Origin of the sequence: Streptomyces sp. NBC_00271 (assembly GCF_036178845.1) — a bacterium.
Lineage (GTDB): Bacteria > Actinomycetota > Actinomycetes > Streptomycetales > Streptomycetaceae > Streptomyces.
This window is the reverse complement of the sequence record NZ_CP108070.1, coordinates 8,576,313-8,599,462: the sequence shown is the minus strand read 5'-3', so window position 1 is coordinate 8,599,462 and position 23,150 is coordinate 8,576,313. Positions and strand designations below refer to the sequence as shown.

The 23,150-nt window shown below is 71.4% G+C and carries 19 protein-coding genes; 8 read left to right on the top strand and 11 right to left on the bottom strand.

All coding sequences use genetic code 11. From position 1 onward, the window contains the following. Positions 1 to 12: 12 nt before the first annotated feature. The gene (locus OG798_RS38870; protein WP_097224507.1) at positions 13 to 1,152 is read right to left on the bottom strand and encodes an aminopeptidase P family protein; all 1,140 of its coding nucleotides are present in this window, start codon (positions 1,150 to 1,152) and stop codon (positions 13 to 15) included. A gap of 191 nt (positions 1,153 to 1,343) precedes the next feature. On the opposite strand from OG798_RS38870, the gene OG798_RS38865 reads away from it, so the two are divergent. Then, positions 1,344 to 2,096 (top strand): metallophosphoesterase, encoded by a 753-nt coding sequence (locus OG798_RS38865; RefSeq protein ID WP_121414741.1) that lies wholly within the window; start codon positions 1,344 to 1,346, stop codon positions 2,094 to 2,096. Between the two features lie 14 nt (positions 2,097 to 2,110). Here the strand turns inward: OG798_RS38865 and OG798_RS38860 are convergent, their stop codons facing one another. Continuing rightward, positions 2,111 to 2,749 carry a PDZ domain-containing protein gene (locus OG798_RS38860; protein WP_121414742.1) on the bottom strand — a complete coding sequence of 213 codons (639 nt, stop codon included), beginning with the start codon at positions 2,747 to 2,749 and terminating at the stop codon, positions 2,111 to 2,113. A 178-nt stretch (positions 2,750 to 2,927) separates the two neighbouring features. On the opposite strand from OG798_RS38860, the gene OG798_RS38855 reads away from it, so the two are divergent. Next, positions 2,928 to 4,550: a hypothetical protein gene (locus OG798_RS38855; protein WP_328758481.1), complete on the top strand. Its 1,623-nt coding sequence runs from the start codon at positions 2,928 to 2,930 to the stop codon at positions 4,548 to 4,550. Here the strand turns inward: OG798_RS38855 and cyc2 are convergent. From cyc2 to OG798_RS38840, 3 genes are all read right to left on the bottom strand, one after another. After that, a complete protein-coding gene (gene cyc2 / locus OG798_RS38850) occupies positions 4,510 to 6,849 on the bottom strand; it encodes a germacradienol/geosmin synthase Cyc2 (RefSeq protein WP_267063055.1) in 2,340 nt (779 codons plus the stop codon). The genes OG798_RS38855 and cyc2 overlap by 41 nt on opposite strands. A 149-nt stretch (positions 6,850 to 6,998) precedes the next feature. Continuing rightward, positions 6,999 to 8,165, bottom strand: coding sequence for a damage-control phosphatase ARMT1 family protein (locus OG798_RS38845; protein WP_328758480.1), 1,167 nt, complete (start codon positions 8,163 to 8,165; stop codon positions 6,999 to 7,001). A gap of 77 nt (positions 8,166 to 8,242) precedes the next feature. Continuing rightward, positions 8,243 to 9,991, bottom strand: a complete 1,749-nt coding sequence (locus OG798_RS38840; protein ID WP_373561022.1) for a S8 family peptidase — start codon at positions 9,989 to 9,991, stop codon at positions 8,243 to 8,245. A gap of 467 nt (positions 9,992 to 10,458) precedes the next feature. Here OG798_RS38840 and OG798_RS38835 point away from each other — a divergent pair, with 467 nt between their 5' ends. Then, positions 10,459 to 11,403, top strand: coding sequence for a lytic polysaccharide monooxygenase auxiliary activity family 9 protein (locus tag OG798_RS38835; RefSeq protein WP_095857715.1), 945 nt, complete (start codon positions 10,459 to 10,461; stop codon positions 11,401 to 11,403). An 18-nt stretch (positions 11,404 to 11,421) separates the two neighbouring features. Here the strand turns inward: OG798_RS38835 and OG798_RS38830 are convergent, their stop codons facing one another. After that, positions 11,422 to 12,069, bottom strand: a complete 648-nt coding sequence (locus OG798_RS38830) for a Tat pathway signal sequence domain protein (RefSeq protein WP_095852069.1) — start codon at positions 12,067 to 12,069, stop codon at positions 11,422 to 11,424. Positions 12,070 to 12,732: 663 nt separating this feature from the next. On the opposite strand from OG798_RS38830, the gene OG798_RS38825 reads away from it, so the two are divergent. The 3 genes from OG798_RS38825 (at position 12,733) to OG798_RS38815 (ending at position 15,298) form a co-directional block, all read left to right on the top strand. Beyond that, complete coding sequence (locus OG798_RS38825) at positions 12,733 to 13,389, top strand: DUF6230 family protein (protein ID WP_054236784.1); 657 nt, start codon at positions 12,733 to 12,735, stop codon at positions 13,387 to 13,389. After that, complete coding sequence (locus OG798_RS38820; RefSeq protein WP_095852070.1) at positions 13,389 to 13,808, top strand: DUF6114 domain-containing protein; 420 nt, start codon at positions 13,389 to 13,391, stop codon at positions 13,806 to 13,808. Before OG798_RS38825 ends, OG798_RS38820 begins: the two co-directional genes overlap by 1 nt. A gap of 227 nt (positions 13,809 to 14,035) precedes the next feature. Next, positions 14,036 to 15,298 carry a cytochrome P450 family protein gene (locus OG798_RS38815; protein ID WP_095852071.1) on the top strand — a complete coding sequence of 421 codons (1,263 nt, stop codon included), beginning with the start codon at positions 14,036 to 14,038 and terminating at the stop codon, positions 15,296 to 15,298. A 10-nt stretch (positions 15,299 to 15,308) separates the two neighbouring features. Here the strand turns inward: OG798_RS38815 and OG798_RS38810 are convergent, their stop codons facing one another. From OG798_RS38810 to OG798_RS38790, 5 genes are read right to left on the bottom strand one after another with little or no spacing between them, the layout of a single operon-like run. Further along, the gene (locus OG798_RS38810) at positions 15,309 to 16,652 is read right to left on the bottom strand and encodes a cytochrome P450 (RefSeq protein ID WP_328758476.1); all 1,344 of its coding nucleotides are present in this window, start codon (positions 16,650 to 16,652) and stop codon (positions 15,309 to 15,311) included. Then, a complete protein-coding gene (locus tag OG798_RS38805) occupies positions 16,649 to 17,254 on the bottom strand; it encodes a GTP-binding protein (RefSeq protein WP_120985597.1) in 606 nt (201 codons plus the stop codon). The genes OG798_RS38810 and OG798_RS38805 overlap by 4 nt, the downstream gene beginning before the upstream one ends. Continuing rightward, positions 17,232 to 17,591: a DUF742 domain-containing protein gene (locus tag OG798_RS38800; RefSeq protein WP_067375888.1), complete on the bottom strand. Its 360-nt coding sequence runs from the start codon at positions 17,589 to 17,591 to the stop codon at positions 17,232 to 17,234. The genes OG798_RS38805 and OG798_RS38800 overlap by 23 nt, the downstream gene beginning before the upstream one ends. Continuing rightward, positions 17,588 to 18,001, bottom strand: coding sequence for a roadblock/LC7 domain-containing protein (locus OG798_RS38795; protein WP_095852073.1), 414 nt, complete (start codon positions 17,999 to 18,001; stop codon positions 17,588 to 17,590). The genes OG798_RS38800 and OG798_RS38795 overlap by 4 nt, the downstream gene beginning before the upstream one ends. Then, a complete protein-coding gene (locus OG798_RS38790) occupies positions 17,998 to 19,479 on the bottom strand; it encodes an ATP-binding protein (protein WP_121414745.1) in 1,482 nt (493 codons plus the stop codon). Before OG798_RS38790 ends, OG798_RS38795 begins: the two co-directional genes overlap by 4 nt. A gap of 167 nt (positions 19,480 to 19,646) precedes the next feature. Between OG798_RS38790 and OG798_RS38785 the strand changes: the two genes are divergently transcribed. After that, entirely contained in the window at positions 19,647 to 20,609 is a 963-nt protein-coding gene (locus OG798_RS38785; protein WP_095852074.1) for an AraC family transcriptional regulator, read from the top strand. A gap of 131 nt (positions 20,610 to 20,740) precedes the next feature. After that, entirely contained in the window at positions 20,741 to 23,131 is a 2,391-nt protein-coding gene (locus OG798_RS38780; protein ID WP_120985590.1) for a SpoIIE family protein phosphatase, read from the top strand. Positions 23,132 to 23,150: the final 19 nt, after the last annotated feature.

Here is a 23,150-nt window from a genome sequence, read left to right as displayed (position 1 = left end):
CCTGGTGGCCGGTCAGTCGACGATCGCCATCTCGCGGGACGTGGTGTTGAGGCGCCATCCGCCCTCCTCGGTCACCGTCACGATGTCCTCGATGCGTACCCCGAAGCGGCCGGGCAGATAGATACCGGGCTCCACGGAGAAGCACATCCCGGGCACGAGGGGCAGTTCCTCGCCCTCGATCATGTACGGCGGTTCGTGGGTGGTGACGCCGATGCCGTGCCCGGTGCGGTGGATGAAGTACTCGCCGTATCCCGCCTCGGTGATGACGGCGCGGGCCGCCCGGTCGACGTCCTGGCAGGCGGCCCCCGGCCGGACCGCCGCGACGCCCGCCTCCTGGGCGGCGCGCACGACGTCGTGCACCCGGCGCTCCTCGAGGTCCGGCTCGCCGACGTGGACCGTGCGGGAGGTGTCGGAGCCGTAGCCGTGCTTGAGACCGCCGAAGTCGAGGACGACCATGTCGCCGTGCTCGATGACGCGCTCGCCCGCCTCGTGGTGCGGATTGGCGCCGTTCGGGCCCGAGGCGACGATGGTGAAGTCGACCTGGGAGTGCCCGAAATGCCGCAGCAGCCCGGCGAGGTCGGCGGCGACGTCGGCCTCCCTGCGCCCCGCGAAGGGCACCTTCCGGATCTCCTCGTACGCGGCGTCCGCGGCCGCCCCGGCCTCCGCCAACCGCGCCACCTCCGCCGCGTCCTTGACCGCCCGCAGCATCGGCAGGGCCTCGGTGAGTGCCACGTACCGCGTGTCCGGCAGCCGCCGCTGGAGGCCGAGCAGATGCAGGGCCCAGGAGTTGTCGCTGACGCCGAAGCGGCCGTCGCTCCCGACCAGGGACGCGGCCGCGGCGTACGGGTCCTTGCCGTCGGTCCAGTCGCGCAGGGTCAGCATGGGGGCCGCCGCTGCCGCGTCCGGGGCCTCCAGGGTCGGCACGACCAGCACGGGGTCCTGCCCGGCCCTGAGCACCAGCAGGGTGAGGCGTTCGGTCTCCACGGGCCGGTAGCCGGTCAGCCACACCAGATCGGGCCCGGGGGCGATCAGGACGCCGTCGAGTCCCGCGTCCGCGGCGGCCTCGGTCGCGCGCCGCATACGGGCCTCGTAGTCACCGGTGGTGAAGGGCGCGGGGTCACCGGCGGTGAAGGGCGCGGGCGTGCCGGTCATCCATGCCTCCGTCTGTCCGGAGTTTCCCCAGGGGCTACGGGCAGCATCCTGCCCGTTCGCCGATGCGGACGCGAGCCGGTTGCGGCCATGGCGTCGGTCCGGGAGCTCAACTAACGGTTGAGCGTTGCCAGTCCATTAGCACTAATGGTTGTATGCGGATGTTCCATTAACTTCCAGAGGGGGCCCAGGCCATGCTCGTACTGGCACACATCAGCGATCTGCATCTCGACGGAACCCGGCGCGCGACGGAGCGGGCCGAGCGGGTGCGGGACCGGCTGTGGGAGCTGCCGGGGCGGGTGGACGCCCTGCTGGTGACCGGCGACATCGCGGACCACGGCACGGAGGCGGAGTACGAGGAGGCGGCGCGTCTGTTCGGGCTGCGGGACGGGGAGCCCCCTTTCCCCGTACTCACCTGCCCGGGCAACCACGACACCCGCGCGCCCTACCGCAAGGCCCTGCTCGGGCGGCCCGCGTCCGAGGGGCCGGTCAACAGCGTCCACGTCTTCGACTCCGCCGCCGTCCTGATGTGCGACTCCAGCATTCCGGGCCAGGACGAAGGAGAGCTGGACGAGGAGACGTACGCCTGGATCGAGACGACGCTCGACGAACTGGACGGTTCCGTTCCGGCGTTGCTCGCCTTCCACCATCCGCCGGTGGCACTGCACCATCCGCTCCCGGACGCCTACCAGCTGCGCCGGCCGGCTTCCCTGGCCGCGCTGTTGGAGCGCAGGCCCGAGGTCGTCGGGCTGATCACCGGGCACGCGCACACGCCCGCCGCGACCGCCTTCGCCGGGCGGCCGCTCGTCGTCGGTCCCGGGGTGACCTGGACGCTGCGGCTGCCCTGGGAGGGCGAGGGGGCCGCCGACCGGGACGCGCCTCCTGGGTTCGCGTTTCATGTACTGGCCGATGACGGGCGGCTGACCAGCCACTTCAGGACCGCCTGACCGACTCGTCGGCGTCAGGTCACGATGCCCGGGACCGTGGACAGTTGCTGGTGGTTGCCGTTCGCGTGGCGCACGTCGAGCGTGACCGTCGTCCCGGGGTTCGCGGCCGAGACCGCCCGCGCGAGGTCGGCGGCCGAGCCGAGCCGTGTCCCGGCGAAGGCGGTCAGGGTGTCACCGCGGACCAGGCCCGCGGCGTAGGCGGGGCCGGGGATGTGCACACCGACGACGAGCGCGCCCCCGCCCTGGGGGGCGTCGACCGCCTCGATGCCGAGCGTGGCCTTCCCGGGCGCGGGCTCCGGTGCCGTCGAAGCGACCGGACTCCCGCCGCCGGGCGCCGACTTGATGCCACCGGCCTGCGTCGCGCCGGAGGCCTGACCGGGCCGGGATGCCCGGCCGGACGGTCCCTGCGCCGCCCCCGCCTGCTTCTGGAAGTCCGCCAGCCTGCTCATACCGATCACCGTGGCGCCGACAGTCCCGAGTCCGACGCCCGACAGGACCAGCACGGTCGCGACGAGGAGACCGAAGAACAGGGACATCAGCCCCCTGCCACGCCGTCGAGCGGCGTGCGGGCGCTTGCCGGTGCCGGTCGGACTCCCGTCACCGCCCGGATCCTGACCGGGCATCGGCTTGGGACGCAGTGCGGCCTGTTCCATGGTTCGCCTCCGGCAGATGCTCTACGGACCGCCCCTGGTTGTTGCTCTACCCTGCGCTCCGGCGCACGACGATTCACGAACGAGTGAGACTGTCAAACACGTTCGAGAAGTCTGTCCACCACCGGGTCACGCCCGTGTGACGGGGCCGTTGTCAGTGCCGGCTGTTACGTTCGATGGCATGAGCGATCACGCCCTGCGGCTGCTCCGGGAGCAGCCTCACCTGGCCGAACTGGCCGCGTTCCCCTTCAACTTCGACCTGACCCGGGCCGACCACGTCGAGGCTGTCCGACTCGCCTCGGGCGGTCCGCTGGAGGCGGTGGCGGGAGACGACACGGGCGGCACGTTTTTCGTGTGCGGGGACGGCTCCGTGCTGTACGCGGACTCGGAGGGCTCCGCCGGAATCATCGGCAACAGCGTCGACGAGGCGTTGGAGGTGCTGGTCGGGCTGCCCGGCTGGCACGACCACCTGGGGCTCGCGCCTGCCGACGGCGAGGAGAAGATCCGCGCAGCGGTCGCCGAGACGGAGGAAGAGATCCGGGAGTACCACGGGATCGACGACGAGCGGACCGAGCTGCGGGCCGGTCTCGGCCTGCCCGAGCGCTCGCCCGTCGAGCTCGTCGGCCTGCTGCACGCGGCCCTGCTGCGCACCGAGCCCGACTTCCTGCTCCTGAACGCGGAGGAGGGCGGCGCGCACGACCTCCTCGACCGCCACCCCCGTCCCCCGCTGTGGGAGGCGGTCCTCGCGCGGGGCCGCACCGACCTCACGCTGCTGCGCGAGGGCTCGGCGTGGGACGAGGTGGCCGGGGACCGGGCGCGCCGGGCACTCGCGCTGCGCGCCGCCCAGTTCGACCGGCGCGAGGGCGATCTGCCGCTGCTGCGGCATCTGCTGAGGCACGAGGCCGAGGCGTCGATGACCGACGAACTGCGGCTCGCCGCCGTCCTGGTGGGCCTGCACGGACATGCGGAGGATCTGCCGCTGCTGTACGAGGTCCGTGAGACGGACTTCGACACCTGGTGCGGACTCGGCGGGATGCCCGAGCCGGGTGCCGACCCGGACGAGCTGCGGAGGTGGGCGCGCGACCTGGACGACTCGCTCTTCGGCACCGACCCCGCCGACGAGCCGCTGTTCACCTGGACCGGCCTCGCCCACGAACAGGGTCTGGTCGAGCTCGCCCGCGCCGCGCTGATCCGGCGGTTGGACGACATCGACTTCCGGGCCTACTGCGACGCGCGGGAAAGCAAGGCCATGGAGCGCCGCCACGCATGCCAACTGAGCCCGCTCGCCCGCGAGTTCGAGCAGTTGGGCGACACCTTTCAGGCGCTGCGCGCCCAGCGGCTGCACGTGCCCCTGCAGACCAGGGCCTGGGACCGCGTCTCGGCCCTCCTCAGGCTCGCCCGGCTGGAGCGGGAGGAAGGCCGACTCGGCGCGGCGATACGCACGTTGTCCTCGCTGCGGGACACCCTCGTCGAGCCGGACGGCGGCGCCGGCGACAGCGACAGCTCGCTGGGGCACTGGCAGCGCACCAACCTGGGCGCCTACATCGTCGAGGAGCACTACGCGCTCGCCCGGACCGCGGCCACCGACACGGTGCTCGCCGACGAGGCCCGAGCCGTCACCGTGGCCGCCGGGGAGCTCCTGGCGAGACTCTCCGGGACGGCCAGGGCGAACGTGGAACGGCAGCTCGCCGGGACGACCGACATCCGTACGGATACCTGTAGGGACGTCCGCACGGACACCGGTGCGAACGCCGGTGCCGGCGTCAGTGCGGAGCCGACGCCGCCTCGGCCTTCGGCAGGCTGAACTCCGCGGCGGCTCCCACCCCCTTCGGCAGGGTGAACGACGGGGTGGCGCCCGTCGCGGTCCGGGGAGTGAGGTCCGGCGGGGTTTCCGTCTCCGCCATGTCCTGGGGACCGAGCACCGGCACCGGCACGGTCCCGGCCCCCGTCCCGGCGAACGGCACCGTCGGGGCCCGGTCCGGCAGGAAGCCGTGGGCGCGGCGGGCCAGGTCCTCGGCGCCGTAACGGTGACAGTCGTGGTGCCAGTTCAGGATTCCGGACAGCCAGTTCTCGAGTTGCGCCACATAGCCGTCCATGATGCCGCGCACCTCCGGCGAGAGCTTGAAGTCCTCGTAGAGAACAGGCAGTTCATGGGCGGCGACGTGCTGGAACTGCTGCATGCGCTGGGTCATCAGGTCGTGGATGATGCCGAGGCCGGTCGGGTAGTCGCAGCCGAAGAAGTTCTGCACGACGAGGATGGCGTTGTGGACCTCGCCCTCGTACTCGATCTCCTTCTGGTACGAGAAGACGTCGTTGATCAGCATCGCGTAGTCGATGGCGGCGTTCTCCAACGACCGGACGGGACCGCTCCGGTACACCTCGGGCGGGACCTTGGGGCCGTGGCCCAGGCGGCAGAGGTTCAGGGTGAGGTCGGAGCCGAAGGTGGCGCGGCGCATCTCCAGGTAGTCGACGGGGTCGGGGATGCGGTGCTGGAGCTGGTTCGACAACTCCCACACCCAGCTCTCCGTCATCTTGTCCACGTCACCGCGCAGCCTGCGCCGCTCGTCCGGCGTCATCTTCGCCGCCGTGCGCTCCCACAGGTCGAGAAGGCCGTGCTCCATGGCGTTGGCCGGGACCGGGGTCGGCTCGCCGTCGATGGGCATGCAGGCCGAGAGACGTTCGGTGGTCGTCTTGGCCGCCGCCAGGTCGCGGCGGTGTCCGAAGACCAGCGGGTAGTAGTCGTCGCCGTACGTCCCCCAGGCCAGCCACTGCGAGCCGAGGTCGAGGGCCGCCTCGCTCGCGTCCGGGTGGATGCCCGCGGCGCACAACGGAAGGTCGTACGCGTTCAGCTTGTCCTCGTCCCAGACGCCCTCCTGGAGCATGCCCTTCTCGTGCATCCAGCCGGTGAGGCGGTCGCGGGCGCCGTCCAGATGGGGGCTGAGGACGAGCTCGAAGGGCATGTGGAAGTCGGGGAGCAGGGACGGACCGACCTTCTGGTACGGGACGTGGGTGTACCTGCGCAGCCGCTGCGCCCCGGCCGCGGAGAGCAGGGCGCCGATGTCGACGGCCGAGGTGCCGAACCCGGCGCTGCCGAGCGGCCGACCGCCCTCCACCGCCCCCTCGTTCATGTAGCGGCTGGAGCGCAGGTGCCACTCGTGGCCGCCCGACTGCCAGTCCTGGAGCCCCTGGGTGTACGCGGCGACGGCGGCGACCTGGTCCGGGGTGAGCCCCTTCTCCGCGGCGAGTGCGGGCACTTCGGTGAGGGCCGTGTGCTCGAACTGGTGCAGGCGTGAGGTGAGGATGTCGTTGACGGTCTCGGCGGCCTCCTGGGTGGTGCAGCCGAAGAAGGTCTCCAGGACGAGGATGCCGTTGCTGAGCTCGCCCTCCTCCTCGACCTCGCGCTGGTAGGAGAACAGGTCGTTGCGCAGATGGACCCCGTCGGAGAACGTCTCCATCAGCACCCGCAGCGGGCGCGTCCCCGCGACGGAGGCGGGCACCTCGGCCGTCGCGTACTCCACGAGCCCCGCCGACCAGGGGGCGCCGCCCACCTTGCGGCGCATCTCGATGTACTCGACGGGGTTGGCGATCCGTCCTTCGTTGATGTTGGAGAGCTCCCACATCGACTCGTTGAGCAGGTGCTCCGTGGACACCGCGAACCGCTCCCGCCAGTCCACCGACATCGCGGGCACCGTGCGCGCCCAGAGGTCGGCGAGCCCGGCCTCGACCGGATTCTCCGGCTCCGGGACGGGGGCCGAGAGGTCCAGCGGCATGAAGAGGGGCAGCCGGTCCAGGTAGGCCTTGCCGCCGTCGCGGTCCTGGGTGCGTTTGAAGGTCTCCAGGAAGTGGTCGTCGAAGAAGAAGACCCACACGTACCAGTCGGTGATGAGCGAGAGTGCCGGGCCGTCGCAGTCGGGGTGGGTGTACGCACAGAGCAGCCCGTAGTCGTGCGCGTCGAGGTCGGACTGTTCCCAGATGCCGGAGCCCTCCAACATGCCCATCCCACGGGCCCATTCGACCGTGTGGGCACGCGCCTCGTCGAGGTGCGGGTTCAGCCGCGCGGGATACGGCATGTAGAAGTGCGGGAGTTCGAACGGCTGCGTCATGGCCGGGCCCTACCCAGGGCCCTCCGAGGGCATCCGTCGGGCGGGACATGATCACACCATCGCGTGAATTTACCCCTTTTCGAGGCAAGTGAAGTGCACGGCGGCGCCCACAAGGTGATCGCGCTGCACGGCTGGTGGCCGCGTGGCTCTCAGGCCCGCACCTGGATCAGGGCGTGTGTGCCGCTCGTACGCCAGCGCCCGCCCTCGGCCGCGTCGAGGGCGGCCTCCGTGCGGGCGTCCAGGCCCACGATCACATCGGACTTGAGGGTGCGCAGGGCGGCGACCGGGCCCGGGAAGTACGCGGTGGGCTCCGCGAAGGGGGTGGTGGCGGGGTAGCGCCGGTCGCCGACCAGGCGGCGGTAGTTCAGGTCGCCCTTCACGAGGGTCACGTCGGCCTCGGCGAACTCACGGCGCAGGTCGTCGGGCATGTCGGCGTACGGCAGCGGGGCACAGGAGAAGGGGTGGGCCCGGACGGTGAGGCGACCGTCGGCCATGGCCGCCCACAGCCGGTGGCCGGACTCGGCCGCCGCCCCCTTCGCGCCGGTGAGGTGGCGCAGGGCGTCGACCACGTCGGCGGTCGTGGCGTCCGAGACGTAGTACGGGTACGGCTTCACGTGCAGGAGCGCCCGCCCGACGCGGCGGTGGTGGAGCAGATGGTCGATCAGGAGCAGATCGGGGATGAGTTCCCGGCCGGAGTTGTCCGCGACCAGGCAGAGGGTGCCGCCCGCGAAGAGGGACCACAGCAACTCACTGTCGTTGGCGACCAGTTGGGCGTCGACGTCCGATTCCCCTTCCGCGGCGGCGAGACGGAAGCCGAGGTCCGCGCGGTTGCCCCACAGTGAGCCGTGCAGCAGGGCCTCCTCCCGCTCCTCGACCGGCCGCTCGGCCAGCGGGTCGAGCGCGGCGAGCTCCTCGTCCGCCTCCGGGGTGCTGAGCTCCGCGAGCTTGAAGGGGCGGAAGGGGTCGATGCCCATCCAGGGGCCGGGGGTGAAGTAGCCGACCGCTTCGAGGAGTTGACGGTAGAAGTAGCTCTCGGACCAGAGGAAGGGCACGTCGAACCAGGAGCGGCCGGCGTACTCCTCGCCGCCCCACCGCTCCCACTGCTCGCGGTCCGCCGCCCGCTCGCCGAGCGGTTCGATGACGCCCTCGGTGGCGTTCCTCAGCAGGGCGTCGAGCGCGCCGTGCTGCTCGGGGCCGTAGGGGAAGGCGTCCCGGACCTTCCGGACGAGGGCCGGATGCCGCTCGGCCAGCACGCTCCAGGGGAACGAGCCCGGCTCGTCGCTGAGGATCACGGGCGCGTCGGCGGGTTCAGACATGTGGCTCACGGTACCGGCCGGGCCGAAAGGGGCGGCCCACGCCGCGCGTGGGCCGCCCCTCCCCCCGTGGGCCGCGCTCAGAGGGTCAGTTTCCAGCTGTTGAGCTTGCCGGTGTCCGAGGCGGCCACGTCCTGGACGCGGAGTTTCCACGTGCCGTTCGCGGTCTCACTGGACGCGTCGACCGTGTAGGTGGTGTTGACGTTGTCCGCGGAGTCCGAGGTGCTGGAGGACTTCAGGCGGTACGTCGAGCCGTCCGGCGCGACCAGGTCGATCACCAGGTCACCGCGGTAGGTGTGGGTGATGTCGACGCCGACCTGGAGGGCGGAGGGCGCGTTGCCCGTGCGTCCGCTGACGGCGATCGAGGACTCGACGGCCGACCCGTTGTCCGGGATCGAGAGGGCGGTGGTGTTGGAGAAGGTCGTGCCCCCGGTCGAGCCACCGCCGCTCGCCACGGCCTGCACGGTCTTCGTCGCGTCCGCGAGGCCCGCGCCGCAGCCGCCGGAGCAGGTGCCGGGCAGAGCACGGGCGTTGTTCTTGAGGGCCGTCTCGATCTGGGCCGGGGTGAGCGAGGAGTTCGCCGACTTCATCAACGCGACCAGACCCACGATGTGCGGGGTGGCCATGCTCGTGCCCTGGTAGTACGCGTACGACTCCGAGGAGGGGGTCTTCGAACCGGAGTTCAGCGTGGAGTAGATGCCGTTGGCGGTGGCGGTGCTCATGTCGCCGCCGGGAGCCGAGATGTCGACGATCGAGCCGTAGTTGGAGTAGGAGGCCCGGGAGCCGCTGCGGCCGGTCGCGGCGACGGTGATGACGTTGTTGCAGCTCGCCGGGGAGTAGCCGGAGGCGTTGTCGTTGTCGTTGCCCGCCGCGACGACGACCGTGGTGCCGCGGTTCACGGCGGCGGTGATGGCGCTCTGGGTGGCCGAGGTGCAGGCGCCGCTGCCGCCGAGGCTCATGTTGATGACCTTGGCGACGTTGGCGTTGGCCGGGACGCCGGAGACGGTGCCGCCCGAGGCCCAGGTGATGGCGTCGATGATGTCGGAGTCGTAGCCGCCGCACTTGCCGAGGACGCGCAGCGGGGAGATCTTCGCGCCGTAGGCGATGCCCGCGATGCCCTTGTTGTTGCCCGTGACCGCGGCGATGGTGCCCGCCACGTGCGTGCCGTGCCAGGAGGAGTCGCTCGCCGGGATGCCGGAACCGCACTCGTTCGCCGCGTAGTAATCGCCCGGGTCGGCCGGGTTGCTGTCGCGTCCGTCGCCGTCCACGGAGACCGCCGTGTCGGAGATGAAGTCGTAGCCGGCGACGATGTTCGCGGCGACGTCGGAGTGCGCCACGTAACCGGTGTCGATGACGGCGACCGTCACCCCGCTGCCGGTGGAGGTGGACCAGGCACCCGGGACGTTCATGCCCGCCTTGGCCTCGTACAGGTCCCACTGCTTGGTGTACTCGGTGTCGTTCGGGTCGGCCTGGGGCGTGTTCAGACGGTCCGGTACGGCGTACGCGACCTGCGGGTCGGCGCGGTACTGCGCGATGACGTCGGCGACGTCCTTCGTACCGAGTCTGTCGCCGAGGCCGACGAGGGCCGCGCCGGTGCCGAGGCGGCGGGTGAAGTCGAGATTCTCGCCCGCCTCCTTGCCCTTGGTCTCGGCGTCGGCGGAGGCGGCGGAGTTGGAGGTCGCCTCGGCGGCGCCGGACTTGTAGCCGACGATGAGGCGCTCGGCGGGAGCGGCGACGGCCTGTGCGGCGGCCTGCGCCGCCGGGGTGACCGCCGCCTTGCCGGTGGCGGTCGCGGTGGACGGCTGGGCGGCGGCGACCGTGGTGGTCATTCCGGCCAACAGGGCCGCGGAGACCGCGGCGACGGATATCAGCTTCCGTCGGACTTCTCGTGCGGGGGCGGGACGCAAAGGTTTGCCTTTCGTGGCCGGCTCCGGGCGGAGAAGGGCGCGGCGGAGCAGCGGTCGAATCGCTTCGTCGTCGAAGCGGCGGGGGGTGCAATCCAGAAGCGGCGCGGGGGCCGGCCGTACGTCGCGAGCGACCTGTCAGGGGTTGCCTGTGGGTCGGCTGTGCCCGAACGATAGGCAAAGCCCAGGTAATACGGATACAGGGGAAACCCTCGATCTGGCCGGTAACCGCCCCTCAAGGGCCCCCCGTTGGCCGGGAGTGCCCGGTTTCACCTGGCTCGCGCATCTGAACGCACGGCCCTGTGTCCCCGTACTTCACGGTGCGGCCACGCCTGCGCGCGATGCCGTACGGCCGCACCCGCCGCCCCCACCCCCGCGAGGAGACCCACCGGATGACCGCACACCGCACCGCCACCGCGGCCGCTGTCGCCGTGGCGGCCCCGCTGCTTCTCCTGACGTGGGCCGTCGGTCCGGCCCAGGCGCACGGCGCACCGACGGATCCGGTCAGCCGGGTGGTGGCCTGTTCGCCGGAAGGCGGCAGCAACACCGGTACGGCGGCCTGCAAGGCGGCGATCGCGGCGAACGGCGCGCCCTTCACCGCCTGGGACAACCTCCGGGTCGCCGGTGTGGGCGGCAGGGACCGTCAGGTGATCCCGGACGGGCAGCTGTGCAGCGGGGGTCTGCCCTCCTACAAGGGACTGAACCTGGCCCGCGCCGACTGGCCCTCCACGCGGATGACGCCGGGCGCGACCTTCACGCTCTCCTACAGTTCGACGATTCCGCACACGGGAACCTTCAAGCTGTACCTGTCCAAGCCCGGGTACGACCCGACCAAGCCCCTCAAGTGGTCGGATCTGCCGACGAAACCGTTCGCCACCGCCACCGATCCGGCGCTGGTGAACGGCGCCTACCGGATCAAGGCCACGCTGCCCTCCGACCGGACCGGCCGGCAGATGCTGTACACGATCTGGCAGAACACGAGCACGAGCGACACGTACTACTCGTGCTCGGACGTGGTCTTCCCGGCCGCGAGCCGCGGCGGGGCCGCCGCGCCGACGACCTCGTCCCCCGCGCGTACGACACCGACGGCGAACCGGACGGCTCAGCCGAGCCAGGAGCCAACAGCGACCACGGCCACCCCCACCGACCGGTCACCGTCGCCCGCCCCGGAGACCACCGCGGCGACGACGGAGGTGACCGCGCCCGACCATCTCGCGCCGGCCGCGGACAGCTCGACCGGCGGCAGCAACACGCTCCCCCTCGTCGCCGGGGCGGGGGGAGCGGTCGCGTTCCTACTCACCGCGGGCGTCGCCATCACACTGCGACGCCGTCGGTGACCGGTCGTCCGGGTCGGGTCAGTTGACGGTGACCGCCGTGCCCGACTGGGTGGTGTCGGAGACGGGCGCGTACTTCGCGGTGAAGTAGCCGTTGCTGAAGCACAGCGACGAGCCCGAGGACTTCGCGAACGCCTGGTTGGTGAAGGTGATGCTGTTGTCGGTGTTGCTCGCCGTGCCGGTCAGGCTGGGCGCCTGGTAGACGCAGTTGATGCTGCCCAGCAGGGTGCGCAGCACGACGGTGGTCTGGATGGTGGAGCCGGCGGCCGGGGTCACGGTGACCGTGCCGTCGGAGGCGACCGTGGTGGTGTACGGGAGGTTGTTGACCGTGACGCTGGTGACGCTGAGCACACCGATGACATTGCTGGTGCAACTGCCGAAGGTGTGAGCGCTGAGCGACTCGGTGGCCGTGCCGGGGGCCGTCGGGTTGTCGGTGACGGAGGCGGTGAAGGTCGAGGCGGCACAGGAGACACCGCTCGTGCCGGTCGCGCTGGAGTAGAGCGTGGCGGCGGTGCCGCTCGCCAGTGAGGCGGTGAGGACGTCGCCGGTGGCGACGGCGGCTCCGCCGGCGGTGAGCACGGGGGTGTCGTCCGCGGAGGCGGGGGCGATCGCGGAGACCGAGAGCGCGGCGGCGGTACCGAGGAGGGCGAGCAGGGATCGAGTGCGCATGGGGGTGCCTCTTTCTCAAACGGGGGTGCGGGTGGGTACGAGGCCGTCGCGGACATGCCGTCACGGCGGACCGCTGCCGGTCCGAGACGCCTTCTCCTTACGTCACGGACCGGCAGCGGAAGCCGGGCGACCGGACACGGCTCAGGGGGAAAGTGCCGTGCCGGTGCCGCGGGGGGAGGTGGTTTCGGCGTTGGAGCGCACCGCACGTTCAGACATGCCACGGCCGCCCCGCGAGGAGCCGGGGGGTCCAGGAGGTGGCGTACGTGCCGCGCATCGGATCCGGCGCCACGGATCCAAGGGAAACCATGCAGAGTTCTAGACCTGATGAATGGTCAACGTCAAGGCATAGTAAGGAAGTTGAGGGTCCACACGTTCCAAGCGGGAGGCGTTCGGGGACCCGGCCACGAGGTCGTCACGGGACCGCGTACGAGGTCAGCGCGGCCGGGTCTCCACAGGTGGCACACAATCAACATCCCTTTGCCACAAGTCTCTTGACCCACGAATGTAACCCCCGGTAACTTCCACGTCGGCTACTGCTGCGTAACGAGAAAGCCCTTGCGACCACCGGGAGTTGTGAGGAGGCGTGCGCGGCAGCCGCTGTCCGCGCCAGGACAACGTGCCCGTTGAAGCCCCACCTGCATGTCTATGTCCAGGGAGCAGAACATGGCCTCGTCCTCGGACGCCACGGCGTCCACCGATTCGACCCCCGAGAACGAAAGCGGTTCCGGCAGACGTGGGCGGGTCCGCCTGCGCCGCGCCGCGGTGATGGCGGTGCCTGCCACCGCGGTCGCCGCGGGACTGATGATCCTCACCGCCCAGGGCGCTCTGGGGGTGCAGTTCGCCATCTCCGGCATGCCGTTCACCGTCACGGCGACCGAACTCAACGGCACCGGCTTCGAGCAGTTCGGCAACCTCGACAACATGGCCGACGGCAGCCCGAACGCCGGCGACACCGGCGGCCAGGTCCTCGTCATCACCTCCGCGATCAAGAACGCGACGCTCACCAAGCTGTGCCAGAGCGTCGACCTGGGCGGTACGAACCTGGTCATCACCGCGGGCGGCGGCACGGACAAGGTCCAGGCGACCAATCTGACGACCGACTCGACCGAGCTGTCGGGCGACGCGGCCTTCAACAACATCGAGATCGGCAACGACGCGAGCACGCTCGACAAGGCCGGGGTCCAGGGGAACAAGGGCGTCTTCAGCCAGCAGGCCGACACCGTCCACATCGGGAACCTGCGGCAGACCAACTACGCCACCACCGCGGCGGTGTTCAAGCTCCCCGGTCTCAAGCTCCGCTTCAGCGACTCGGGCTGCTGATGTCGGCCGTCCGGGATCTGCGGTCCGGCTTCCGGCAGTGGCGTGCGGACCGCCCCTTCTGGGGCGGGCTGCTGCTCACCCTGGGCGGGGCGGAGATCCTCCTCACCGAGAAGGCGTCCCTGAAGGTCGTCATGCACATCGGGATGCAGGGCATGGCGGGCTATCTGCTGCCGACGGTCATGATCCTGTGCGGTCTGCTGATCCTCTTCAACCCGACGCAGCGCCTCTTCTACTCCCTGCTCGGCATCCTCCTCTCCCTCGGCACCTGGCTCACCTCCAACCTCGGCGGCTTCTTCATCGGCCTCCTCCTCGGAGCGACCGGCAGTTGCCTGGCCTTCGGCTGGCTTCCCCACCAGGAGCCGCGCAAGCGACGTCTGCTGCGCAGGCGCCGCCGGCAGCAGATGGCGACCGAGGCGTAGGGAAAACGAAACGGAAGGGGTCCGCCCCGGCCGGGCTCAGAGCAATGGGCGGCCGGGGCGGGAGCTGTGACGGTACGGCTCCAGGAGGCGGGCTGTCCCCCAACTTGCTCGTACGCGCAGGGATTTTGCCCTCGCACGCAGTGGATACCGGACGGTCGCGTCGGGGAACGCCACCCTCGCGTAGCGTGACGCGCCGTACTGACGTCCGAGCGCCAGGGAGGCTTCCGATGGGAACCCCTAGTCCCTTGACGGGCAACCGAAGCCCCTTGGTGGTGGACGCGACGGGCCGTGACATCCACGCGGAAGCCGCCCGCATCCGCGCGCGCGGACCGGCGACCCGGGTCGCCCTGCCCGGTGGCGTCGAGGCCTGGGCGATCAGCAGCCCCGAGCTGCTCAAACGGCTGCTCCTGGACCCACGGGTGTCCAAGGACCCGCGCCGGCACTGGCCCGCCTGGATCAACGGGGAGATCTCCCCCGAGTGGCCACTGTTCACCTGGGTCGCGGTGCAGAACATGTTCACCGCGTACGGCGGCGACCACAGGCGGCTGCGGACCCTCGTCTCCACGGCGTTCACGGCCCGCCGCACGGCCGCGCTGCAGCCCAGGATCGAGGAGATCACCTCCGGCCTCCTCGACCGCATCGCCGAGGCTGGCGAGCGCGGCGAAGTCGTCGATCTGCGCGAGGAGTTCTGCTATCCGATCCCCATCCGGGTGATCAGCGAGCTCTTCGGACTGCCCGAGGACAAGCGGGCGGACCTCAGGGACCTGGTGGACAGCATCTTCCACACCTCCGCGCAACCCGAGGAGGTGACGGGCAACTACGCCAGGCTGTACGCCGTACTGGGTGAACTGGTCGCCGAGAAGCGGGAGTCGCCCGGCGACGACTTGACCTCCGGCCTCATCGCGTCCCGCGACGAGGGCGACGGGCGGCTGAGCGAGCAGGAGCTGCTCGACACGCTGGTCCTGATGGTCAGCGCCGGTCACGAGACCACGGTCAACCTCATCGACAACGCCGTGCACGCCCTGCTCACCCACCCCGAGCAGCTCGGGCACCTCCGCGCCGGACGCGCCACCTGGGACGACCTGATCGAGGAGACCCTGCGGGTCGAGGCGCCCGTCGCGAGCCTGCCGCTGCGCTACGCCGTGGAGGACCTCGACCTCGCCGAACTGGGCGGTCCGGACGGCACGGTGATCGGCCGGGGCGAGGCGATCCTCGCCGCGTACGCCGCCGCAGGACGCGATCCCGAGCGCTACGGCAAGGACGCCGACCTCTTCGACGTCACCCGGGCGGACAAGGAGCACCTGGCCTTCGGACACGGTGTACACCGCTGCCTCGGCGCCCCACTGGGCCGCCTGGAGGCCCGCATCGCCCTCCCCGCCCTGTTCGACCGCTTCCCCGACCTCCGACTCGCCGCACCGGCATCGGATCTGGAGCCGGTGGACTCCTTCATCTCCAACGGCCACCGCACCCTGCCCGCCCGGATCCGTTAGAGTCCGGCGCTCACTCGCCGCGCCACCAGGACAGGAGTCGGGTCCAGCCGCTTCGCGGGTGGTCGGGTTCGGGGGTGGGGGGCTCGGTCACGAGAGCCGGGAGGGGGCTCGCGTACGACTGGCGCTCGCCTTCGGGCCGTTGGACCGTCGCGGTGGGCGGGAAACGTACGGGCAGCGCCGCCAGCGCGCGGTGGAACGGGCCGGGCCGCCAGGCCAACTCCCCTACCGGCAAACCCAGTTCGACATCGGGGAGACGGTCGAGGAGCTTCTCCACCGCGGCCGTCGCGATCAGCCGGGCCGGGCTCTGTGCCGGGCAGTTGTGGGGTCCCGCACTCCACGCCAAGTGGGCCCGGTTGCCCGCCCGCTGATCGGCCGTCAGGGCGGGATCGGTGTTGGCCGCGGCGAGACTGACGACCAGCGGATCACCCGCGCGCAGCACCGCTCCCTCGTACACGACGTCGTGCAGCGGATAGTGCACGGCGTAGTTGGCGATCGGCGGATCGGTCCACAGCACCTCGTCGAGGGCGTCCTCCACCGGGAGGCTACCGCCGGACAGATCGCCCGCGAACCGTTCGTCGGACAGCAGCAGCCGCAGGCTGTTCGCGATCAGGTTCTGCTGGGGTTCGGTGCCGGCGCCCATCAGCACCACGAGGGTGTGGATCATCTCCTCGTCGGTGAGGCCCGCGGGGTGCGCCATCAGCCAGGACGTCATGTCCTGGCCGGGGTTGCCCCGCTTCAGCGCGACCAGGTCGAGCAGGGTGCTGGTCAGCAGTTCGTCGGCCTTCTCCGCGTCCACCCCGTCGAAGATCCCGGACATGCCCTCGACCAGCCGGACCCCGTACTCGGCCGGGCAGCCGAAGAGGTGGTTGAAGACCAGCAGCGGCAGGACCTGCGCGTACTCGCCGAGCAGATCCGCGGTGCCGAGCGGCGCGAAGCGGTCGATGAGGGTGTCGGCGCTGCGCTCCACATAGCCGCGCAGGGTGTTCGGATCGACGAGCGCGAGGCTGTCGGTGATCGCGCCGCGCAGCCTCTCGTGCTGCTCGCCGTCGGTGAACAGCGCGTTGGGCCGGTACATCATCATCGGCACGACCGGACTGTCCGGCGGGACGGTCCCGTCGGCGAGGTCGCGCCAGCGGCGGGGGTCCTTGGAGAAGGTCTCCGGACTGCGCAGGACGTGCAGGGCCGCGTCGTAGGAGGTGACGAGGGTGGCTCTGACGCCGGGTGCGAGCTCGACGGGCGCGGTCGGTCCCACCGTACGCAGCCGCCGGTAGACGGCGGCGGGGTCGGCCGCGAACCCGGGCCCGTACAGCGGCTCGTGCGCCGGGCAGCCGGGCGGTGGTGGTTCGGAGGTCACACGGGCTCCAGTTCGCCGCTGCGGGTCATCAGGTACTCGACGAGGGCGATCAGCGCCTCGGTGGACGAGACCCGGTCGCGGGCGTCGCAGCGCACGAGCGGGGTCGAGGGCAGCAGGTCGAGGGCCTCGCGCACCTCGTCCAGGTCGTGCGCCGCGGAGGCGGCGTCGAAGTCGTTGAGAGCGACGGCGTACGGCAAGCCCAGCTCCTCCAGTACGCCCATGACGTCGAAGGACTCGGACAGCCGCCGGGTGTCGGCCAGCACCAGCGCGCCGAGCGCTCCGCTGGTCATGTCCTTCCAGAGTTCGGTGAAGCGGTGCTGTCCGGGCGTGCCGAAGAGGTAGAGCACCAAAGCGTCGCTGAGGGTGAGGCGGCCGAAGTCGAGGGCGACGGTGGTGGTCGTCTTCTCCCTCGAACCGGCGAGGTCGTCGACGCGTGCGCCCGCCTCGGTCATCACCTCCTCGGTGCGCAGCGGCCGGATCTCGGAGAGCGCGCCGACGAACGTGGTCTTGCCGACCGCGAAGTGGCCCACGATCAGGAGTTTGACCGCGGTGCGCACGCCCGGGCCGAGGTGGACGTCGTCAGAGGCGGGCGCGGAGCCCATCCAGTACCTCCTGGAGGATGCGGGCGTCGGTGAGACGGGCGGCCGGTACCGGCGCCCGGGTGACGAGGTGACCGCTGTCCATGAGGTCGGCGATCAGTACTTTGGTGACGCTGACCGGGAGTTCCAGATGACCGGCCACCTCGGCGACCGACAGCGCTCCGGGCCGGCACAGCTCCATCAGCCGGCGCTTCTCCGGGTTCAGCCCCGTCAGCGGCAGGTCGTCGGCGGCGATCAGCAGGGTGACGAGGTCGAGGGTGTTGCGGGAGGGGTGGGCGCGGCCGTCCGTGACGACGTACGACCGCACCAGCCTCCCGCCCGGTCGGCGCCCGGGCGTCATGCCGGGCTGCCGGTGTCCTGCCGGGCCGGGCTGGTCAGCTCCTTGCCGAGCCGGTCCACCAACTTGTGCATGCGGTAGGTGACCGCCTCCATGTCCACGTTCTCGCCGGTGGACACCGCGAGGTGGGCGCCCTGCCCGGCGGCGACGAGGAAGACGTACCCGTGCGCGAACTCGATCAGGGTCTGGCGCCACGGCGCGGTCGCGCTGCCGCAGAACTCGGCGGTGCTGCGGCTGATCGACTGCACCCCGGACAGGCCCGCGGCCAGCCGCTCGGCGTCGTCGCGGCCGATGTCCGCGGAGTGGGCCCGGAGCATGCCGTCGGCGGACAGCAGGATGGCGTGTCGCGCCTCCGGCATCTTCAGGACCTCGTCGAGCATCCACCCCAGCTCGTTGGTCATGGGCGCGATCATCCCTGTGTGTTCCCTTCGGATTCGTGGGGGGCTTCGGTGTCGTGGGGGGTTTCGGCCGCGGTGGGTGAGGAGGGTGCGGTGTCCTGCTCGGCCCGCGCGGAGCGGGTGCCGCGCGCGAACGCGCCCATGCGCCGGGCGTTCTCCTCCGCGGAGCGGCCCACGCTCTCCTCGGCCGATGCGGCCGATGCGGCCGATGCGACTGGTGCGGCTGGTTCGCCCGGGGCCGCCGGAGGCTGTTCGGCGGCGGGCGGGGACACGGGTGCGCGGCGGCGCCGCTTGGGCAGTCCGCCGGCGGTCGTCGCCTCCGCGGGCCCGCTCGTCCGGGCCGTACGACGGGGCGTGCGCGCCGGTTCCCTCGGCGGCGGGGGTTCCTGGACCGGGTCGGCGTGGGTGAGCAGCGCGGCCGGTACGAAGACCACGGCGCGCACGCCGCCGTACGGGGAGCGGGTGTCCACGGAGACGCTGAACCCGTAGCGGGTGGCGAGGACGCCGATGACGGCGAAGCCGAACTGGGGCGGGTCGTCGAGGCGGGTGACGTCCACCGCGCGGCGGCCGGTCAGCAGCGCGGCGGCGTGCTCGGACCCGCGGCTGTCCATGCCGACGCCCGCGTCGTCGATGACCACGACGGCGCCGTTGTGCACCGCCTGGACGCTGACCTCGACCGTGGTGTTGGGCTGCGAGTGGCGCGCGGCGTTGTCCAGGAGCTCGGCGACGGCGAGGACGACCGGTTCGACGGCCCGGCTCTCGACGGCGATGTCGGCCTGTCCGTTGATGCGGATGCGCCGGTAGTCGCGGATGCGGGAGGTCGCGCCGCGGACCACCTCGATGAGCGGTGAGGTGGCCCGTTGGCGACCGGGCCAGGAGCCGCACAGTACGGCGATGGCCTGCGCGCGACGGCCGAACTGGGCGTTGGTGTGGTCGATCTCGAGCAGGTCGCGCAGCACGTCGGGGTGGTCGTGGCGGTCCTGCATCTCCGAGATGGACACCTGCTGCTCGTTGGCGAGGGCCTGGATGGAGCGCATCGACGCCTTGAGGGCGGCCTTCGCGGACTGGTCGGCGCGGGTCTGTGCGTGCCGCACGGCGTCGGAGAACCGCTCCAGGAGACCGTCGAGACACTTCGCGAAGTCGGTGTCGGCCAGCCGCGCGTCGAGGAGGCCCACGGCGGGGAGGGACGGTGCGGGCGGGGACGAACCGGCCGCGGGCAGAGGCTGACGTGGCGCGGGCAGGGGCTGACCTGGCGCGGAGAGGGGGTGACCCGTCGCGGAGGCGGGCTGGTGCGGGGCGCTTTCGAGCGAGGGCAGGCGGACCGCGACCAGATGGCGCAGCTCCTCGTCCCGGGCCCGCAGCGCGTCCGCGAGCTCGGCGCTCCGGCCGCGCTGCCGTCCCGTGATCCCCCGCTGGCGCACCAGCAGCACGATGACGGCGAGCAGTCCGACGGCCAGGCACCAGAACGCCGCCTCCGGTATCCGTTCGGTCATGAAGTCCTCAATGGCATATGCAAGTTGACGGGTCGCACGACCCTAGCCGCCTGCCGCTACAAGCGCTTGCCGTCGCGCGCAAGGAAGTTGCCGTGGGGCGCACGGACTGTATGCATTAGGCTGACATGGAGTAACTACCGCTCGCTGCACGGGAGTTGAGGGTGTCATTGCCCGCGGAAAGCTACATCGTGGAAACACGGACGACCGCGGAGGTGGAGCCGCGCGAGCGGGCCGACTTCTGGAGCGAGCACGTCGGGCCCTACCAGGCCAGAATGAACTACCGGTACGCGCGCACCGACGACTTCCATGGCGCGACGGTCCGCCAGCGCACCGAGCGCTATCAGCTCGTCAAGTTCTGGTCGGACGAGGTCGCGTACAGCAGGACCGCCCGCCAGGTCCGCCAGGACCCCGACGAGGACTACCGATTACTGCTGCCGCTCAGCGGGGAGATCGTGTTGCGGCAGGACGGCCAGGAGGCCCGGCTGACACCGGGCACCGGCACCCTCGTCAGTTTCGGGGCACCCTTCGAATGCCTCCAGGACGCCTCGACGCACGCGTTCGTCCTCACCATTCCCGCGCGCGAGATGGACGGCCCGCTGAACCGCAAGTCGCCGCTGGCCACCGGGCTCGATCTGAGCAGGGGGCTCGGCCGGGTGGTGAGCTCCATGATCGGCGACCTGCACGCGGAGCGGGACCACCTCACCGACCCGCACTTCAACGCCGTCTCCGACCGCGTCGTCGAGCTGCTGTGCATGCTCACCCTGGGCGACGACCGGCCCGACGGGGCGGGCCAACTCACCGACGTGGAGGCAATGGTCCGCCGCCACGTCCGTGAACACGCCGCCGACCCGGGTCTCACCGGTACGTCCATGGCGCACGCGCTCGGCTGGTCCCTGCGTCAGATCCAGCTGGCCCTGCAGCGCGCCGGCACCACTCCGCGCGACCTCATCCGCGAGGAGCGGCTGCGGCTGGTGCGTGAGCGCCTCCAGTGCGGCGACTGCGAGCACCTGACCATCACCGATCTGGCCTTCGCCTCGGGGTTCTCCTCGGCGAGTGCGCTGAGTACGGCGTTTCGGCAGCGGTACGGGGTGAGTCCTCGGGAGATGCGGTCGGCCGGGCGGCGGCCGTGATGCAGTGGTGCGGCCGGCACCCCGGCCCGCACCCCTGAAACCCCCTGCGGCTGCCGAGCGACCCTTCCTGGACCGGATTCCGGCCCACTCCCGGGTTGATGTGGCTGCCGTATCACATCATCCTTGTGCATATGGTGAAAATCCCGGGCGATGCTGGGCGGGCAACCACGGCCGGTGACGCCATGGTGGTGGTCGACGCGCACGGAGTCGTGACCGGCTGGAGCGAGGGCGCGCAGCTGCTGACCGGGTACGCCGCGGCGGAGGTCACCGGCCGACCGGTGTCGGACCTGCTGGACGGGGACCCGGACGAGGCCTGGCGGGCGCTGCGGGCGAACGGCGGCCACGGTGTGGTGGCCGTACGGCGCCAGGACGGGCGGCGGACCGAGCTGGCCCTGCGGGCGTACCCGCTCCAGGGCCGGGAGGGGGCGCCGGCCGGATACGTGATCACCGCGGCGCCGGACGGGCGGGGCCGCGACCTGGGAGAGCTGGCGTTCAAGCAGGCGTCGGTGTCGATGTCGGTCTTCGACACCGAACAGCGCTATCTGCGGATGAACGACACCGCCTGCCGGATCATGGGCGTCCAGGAGGCCGAGGTCCTGTACCGCTACTTTCCGGACACCGTCGAGAACGCGGAGCACAGCCGCGGCTTCTTCAACCATCTGCGCCAGGTGGTCGAGACCGGCCGCCCCGTCCACTACGAGAGCTGGACCAGGGCTCCCTCCGGACTGCGTATGCACGCCTGGAACATCGAGATGTGGCCGCTGCGGGCCCCCTCCGGACAGTTGCTCGGCGTCTCGCTGGCCGGTTACGACAGCACCGAGCAGTACCGGGCCCGGCAGCGGCTCGCCCTGCTGAGCAAGTCCGCCGCCGCCATCGGTACGACGCTGGACGTGATCCACACCGCCCGTGAGCTGGCCCAGCTGGCGGTGCCCGAGCTGGCCGACTTCGTGAGCGTGGACCTGCTGGACTCGGTGGTCGAGGGCGAGGAGCCCACCGGCGGCCCGGTGGAAGCCGATGTGGAGCTGCGCCGGGTCGCGCACCACTCCCGTACCGCCGGGGTGCATGAAGCGGCGATCGACCTGGGCGCGGCAGAGGTCTACCCGTCCTCCTCCCCACCGGTCCGCGCCCTGGTCACCGGGCACGCGGTGCTCACCAGGACCGGCGACCCGGACGTCGACGGATGGCTCAGCCGGCGCGGCGCCCAGGCCGGCAGACCGCACCAGGCGGACCGCCGGGACTTCTCACTGATGGCGGTACCGCTGGTGGCACGCGGTACGACGCTGGGGGTGGCGGTCTTCGTGCGGCTGCTCACCGCCGAGAGCCCGGACCCCTTCGACCAGGACGACGTGTCGCTGGCCCAGGAGCTGGCCAGCCGCACGGCCGTCTGCGTGGACAACGCCCGCCGGTACGCCAAGGAGCGCACGACCGCCGTGGCCCTCCAGCGCAGTCTGCTGCCCCAGGCGATGGCGGGACAGGCGGCGGTCGAGTTCGCCTCGCGCTACCTTCCGGCGCTGTCGCGGGCGGGCGTCGGCGGCGACTGGTTCGATGTGATCCCGCTGTCCGGGACCCGGGTGGCGCTCGTCGTCGGCGATGTCGTCGGGCACGGCATCCACGCCTCCGTCACGATGGGCCGGCTCCGTACGGCGGTATGGACGCTGGCCGACGTCGACCTGCCCCCGGAGGAGCTGCTCACCCACCTCGACGACCTGGTCGGACATCTGGCGGCCGACGAGAGCCCGACGGGCGCGGAGATCGGCGCCACCTGTCTGTACGCGGTGTACGACCCGGTCTCCGGGCACTGCTCCGTCGCCACGGCCGGGCACCCGCCGCCCGCCGTGCTGTTCCCGGACGGCACCGTGAAGGTCGTCGAGGTGAGCGCGGGACCGATGCTCGGCGTGGGCGGGCTCCCCTTCGAGGCCACCGAGCTGCACCTGCCGGAAGGCACCGTCCTCGCCCTCTACACCGACGGTCTCTTCGAGGCCCGTCACCTCGACGCCGACGCGGGCACGGCTGTGCTGTGCAGCGCGCTGACGGTCCCCGCCGGAAATCTGGACGAGGCCTGCGACAACGTGCTCCAGGTGCTGCTGCCGAAGCACCCCAAGGACGACGTGGCCCTGCTGCTCGCCCGCACCCGCACCCTGGACAGCGACGAGGTGGCGGTGTGGGACCTGCCCGCCGATCCGGCGGAGGTCGCCACCGCCCGGCAGTACGCGACCGAGCAGCTGGCCCGCTGGGGGCTCGAGGAGGTCGCGTTCGTCACCGAACTCGTCGTCAGCGAACTGGTCACCAACGCCATCCGCTACGGCGGCGCGCCCATCCAGCTCCGGCTCATCCGCGACCGCACCCTCATCTGCGAGGTCTCCGACGCCAGCAGCACCTCACCCCATCTGCGCCGGGCCCGCACCTTCGACGAGGGCGGGCGCGGGCTGCTCCTCGTCGCCCAGCTCACCGACCGCTGGGGCACCCGCACCACCGGCACCGGAAAGACGATCTGGGCCGAACAGGCACTGCCGTTCGAGTGATCGCGCCCTGGGGCCTGTC

Coding starts and splice junctions, on each gene's coding strand:
- OG798_RS38870 (WP_097224507.1), bottom strand. CDS start 1,152: ATGACCGGCACGCCCGCGCCCTTCACCGCCGGTGACCCCGCGCCCTTC.
- OG798_RS38865 (WP_121414741.1), top strand. CDS start 1,344: ATGCTCGTACTGGCACACATCAGCGATCTGCATCTCGACGGAACCCGG.
- OG798_RS38860 (WP_121414742.1), bottom strand. CDS start 2,749: ATGGAACAGGCCGCACTGCGTCCCAAGCCGATGCCCGGTCAGGATCCG.
- OG798_RS38855 (WP_328758481.1), top strand. CDS start 2,928: ATGAGCGATCACGCCCTGCGGCTGCTCCGGGAGCAGCCTCACCTGGCC.
- cyc2 (WP_267063055.1), bottom strand. CDS start 6,849: ATGACGCAGCCGTTCGAACTCCCGCACTTCTACATGCCGTATCCCGCG.
- OG798_RS38845 (WP_328758480.1), bottom strand. CDS start 8,165: ATGTCTGAACCCGCCGACGCGCCCGTGATCCTCAGCGACGAGCCGGGC.
- OG798_RS38840 (WP_373561022.1), bottom strand. CDS start 9,991: ATGACCACCACGGTCGCCGCCGCCCAGCCGTCCACCGCGACCGCCACC.
- OG798_RS38835 (WP_095857715.1), top strand. CDS start 10,459: ATGACCGCACACCGCACCGCCACCGCGGCCGCTGTCGCCGTGGCGGCC.
- OG798_RS38830 (WP_095852069.1), bottom strand. CDS start 12,069: ATGCGCACTCGATCCCTGCTCGCCCTCCTCGGTACCGCCGCCGCGCTC.
- OG798_RS38825 (WP_054236784.1), top strand. CDS start 12,733: ATGGCCTCGTCCTCGGACGCCACGGCGTCCACCGATTCGACCCCCGAG.
- OG798_RS38820 (WP_095852070.1), top strand. CDS start 13,389: ATGTCGGCCGTCCGGGATCTGCGGTCCGGCTTCCGGCAGTGGCGTGCG.
- OG798_RS38815 (WP_095852071.1), top strand. CDS start 14,036: ATGGGAACCCCTAGTCCCTTGACGGGCAACCGAAGCCCCTTGGTGGTG.
- OG798_RS38805 (WP_120985597.1), bottom strand. CDS start 17,254: ATGGGCTCCGCGCCCGCCTCTGACGACGTCCACCTCGGCCCGGGCGTG.
- OG798_RS38800 (WP_067375888.1), bottom strand. CDS start 17,591: ATGACGCCCGGGCGCCGACCGGGCGGGAGGCTGGTGCGGTCGTACGTC.
- OG798_RS38795 (WP_095852073.1), bottom strand. CDS start 18,001: ATGATCGCGCCCATGACCAACGAGCTGGGGTGGATGCTCGACGAGGTC.
- OG798_RS38790 (WP_121414745.1), bottom strand. CDS start 19,479: ATGACCGAACGGATACCGGAGGCGGCGTTCTGGTGCCTGGCCGTCGGA.
- OG798_RS38780 (WP_120985590.1), top strand. CDS start 20,741: ATGGTGAAAATCCCGGGCGATGCTGGGCGGGCAACCACGGCCGGTGAC.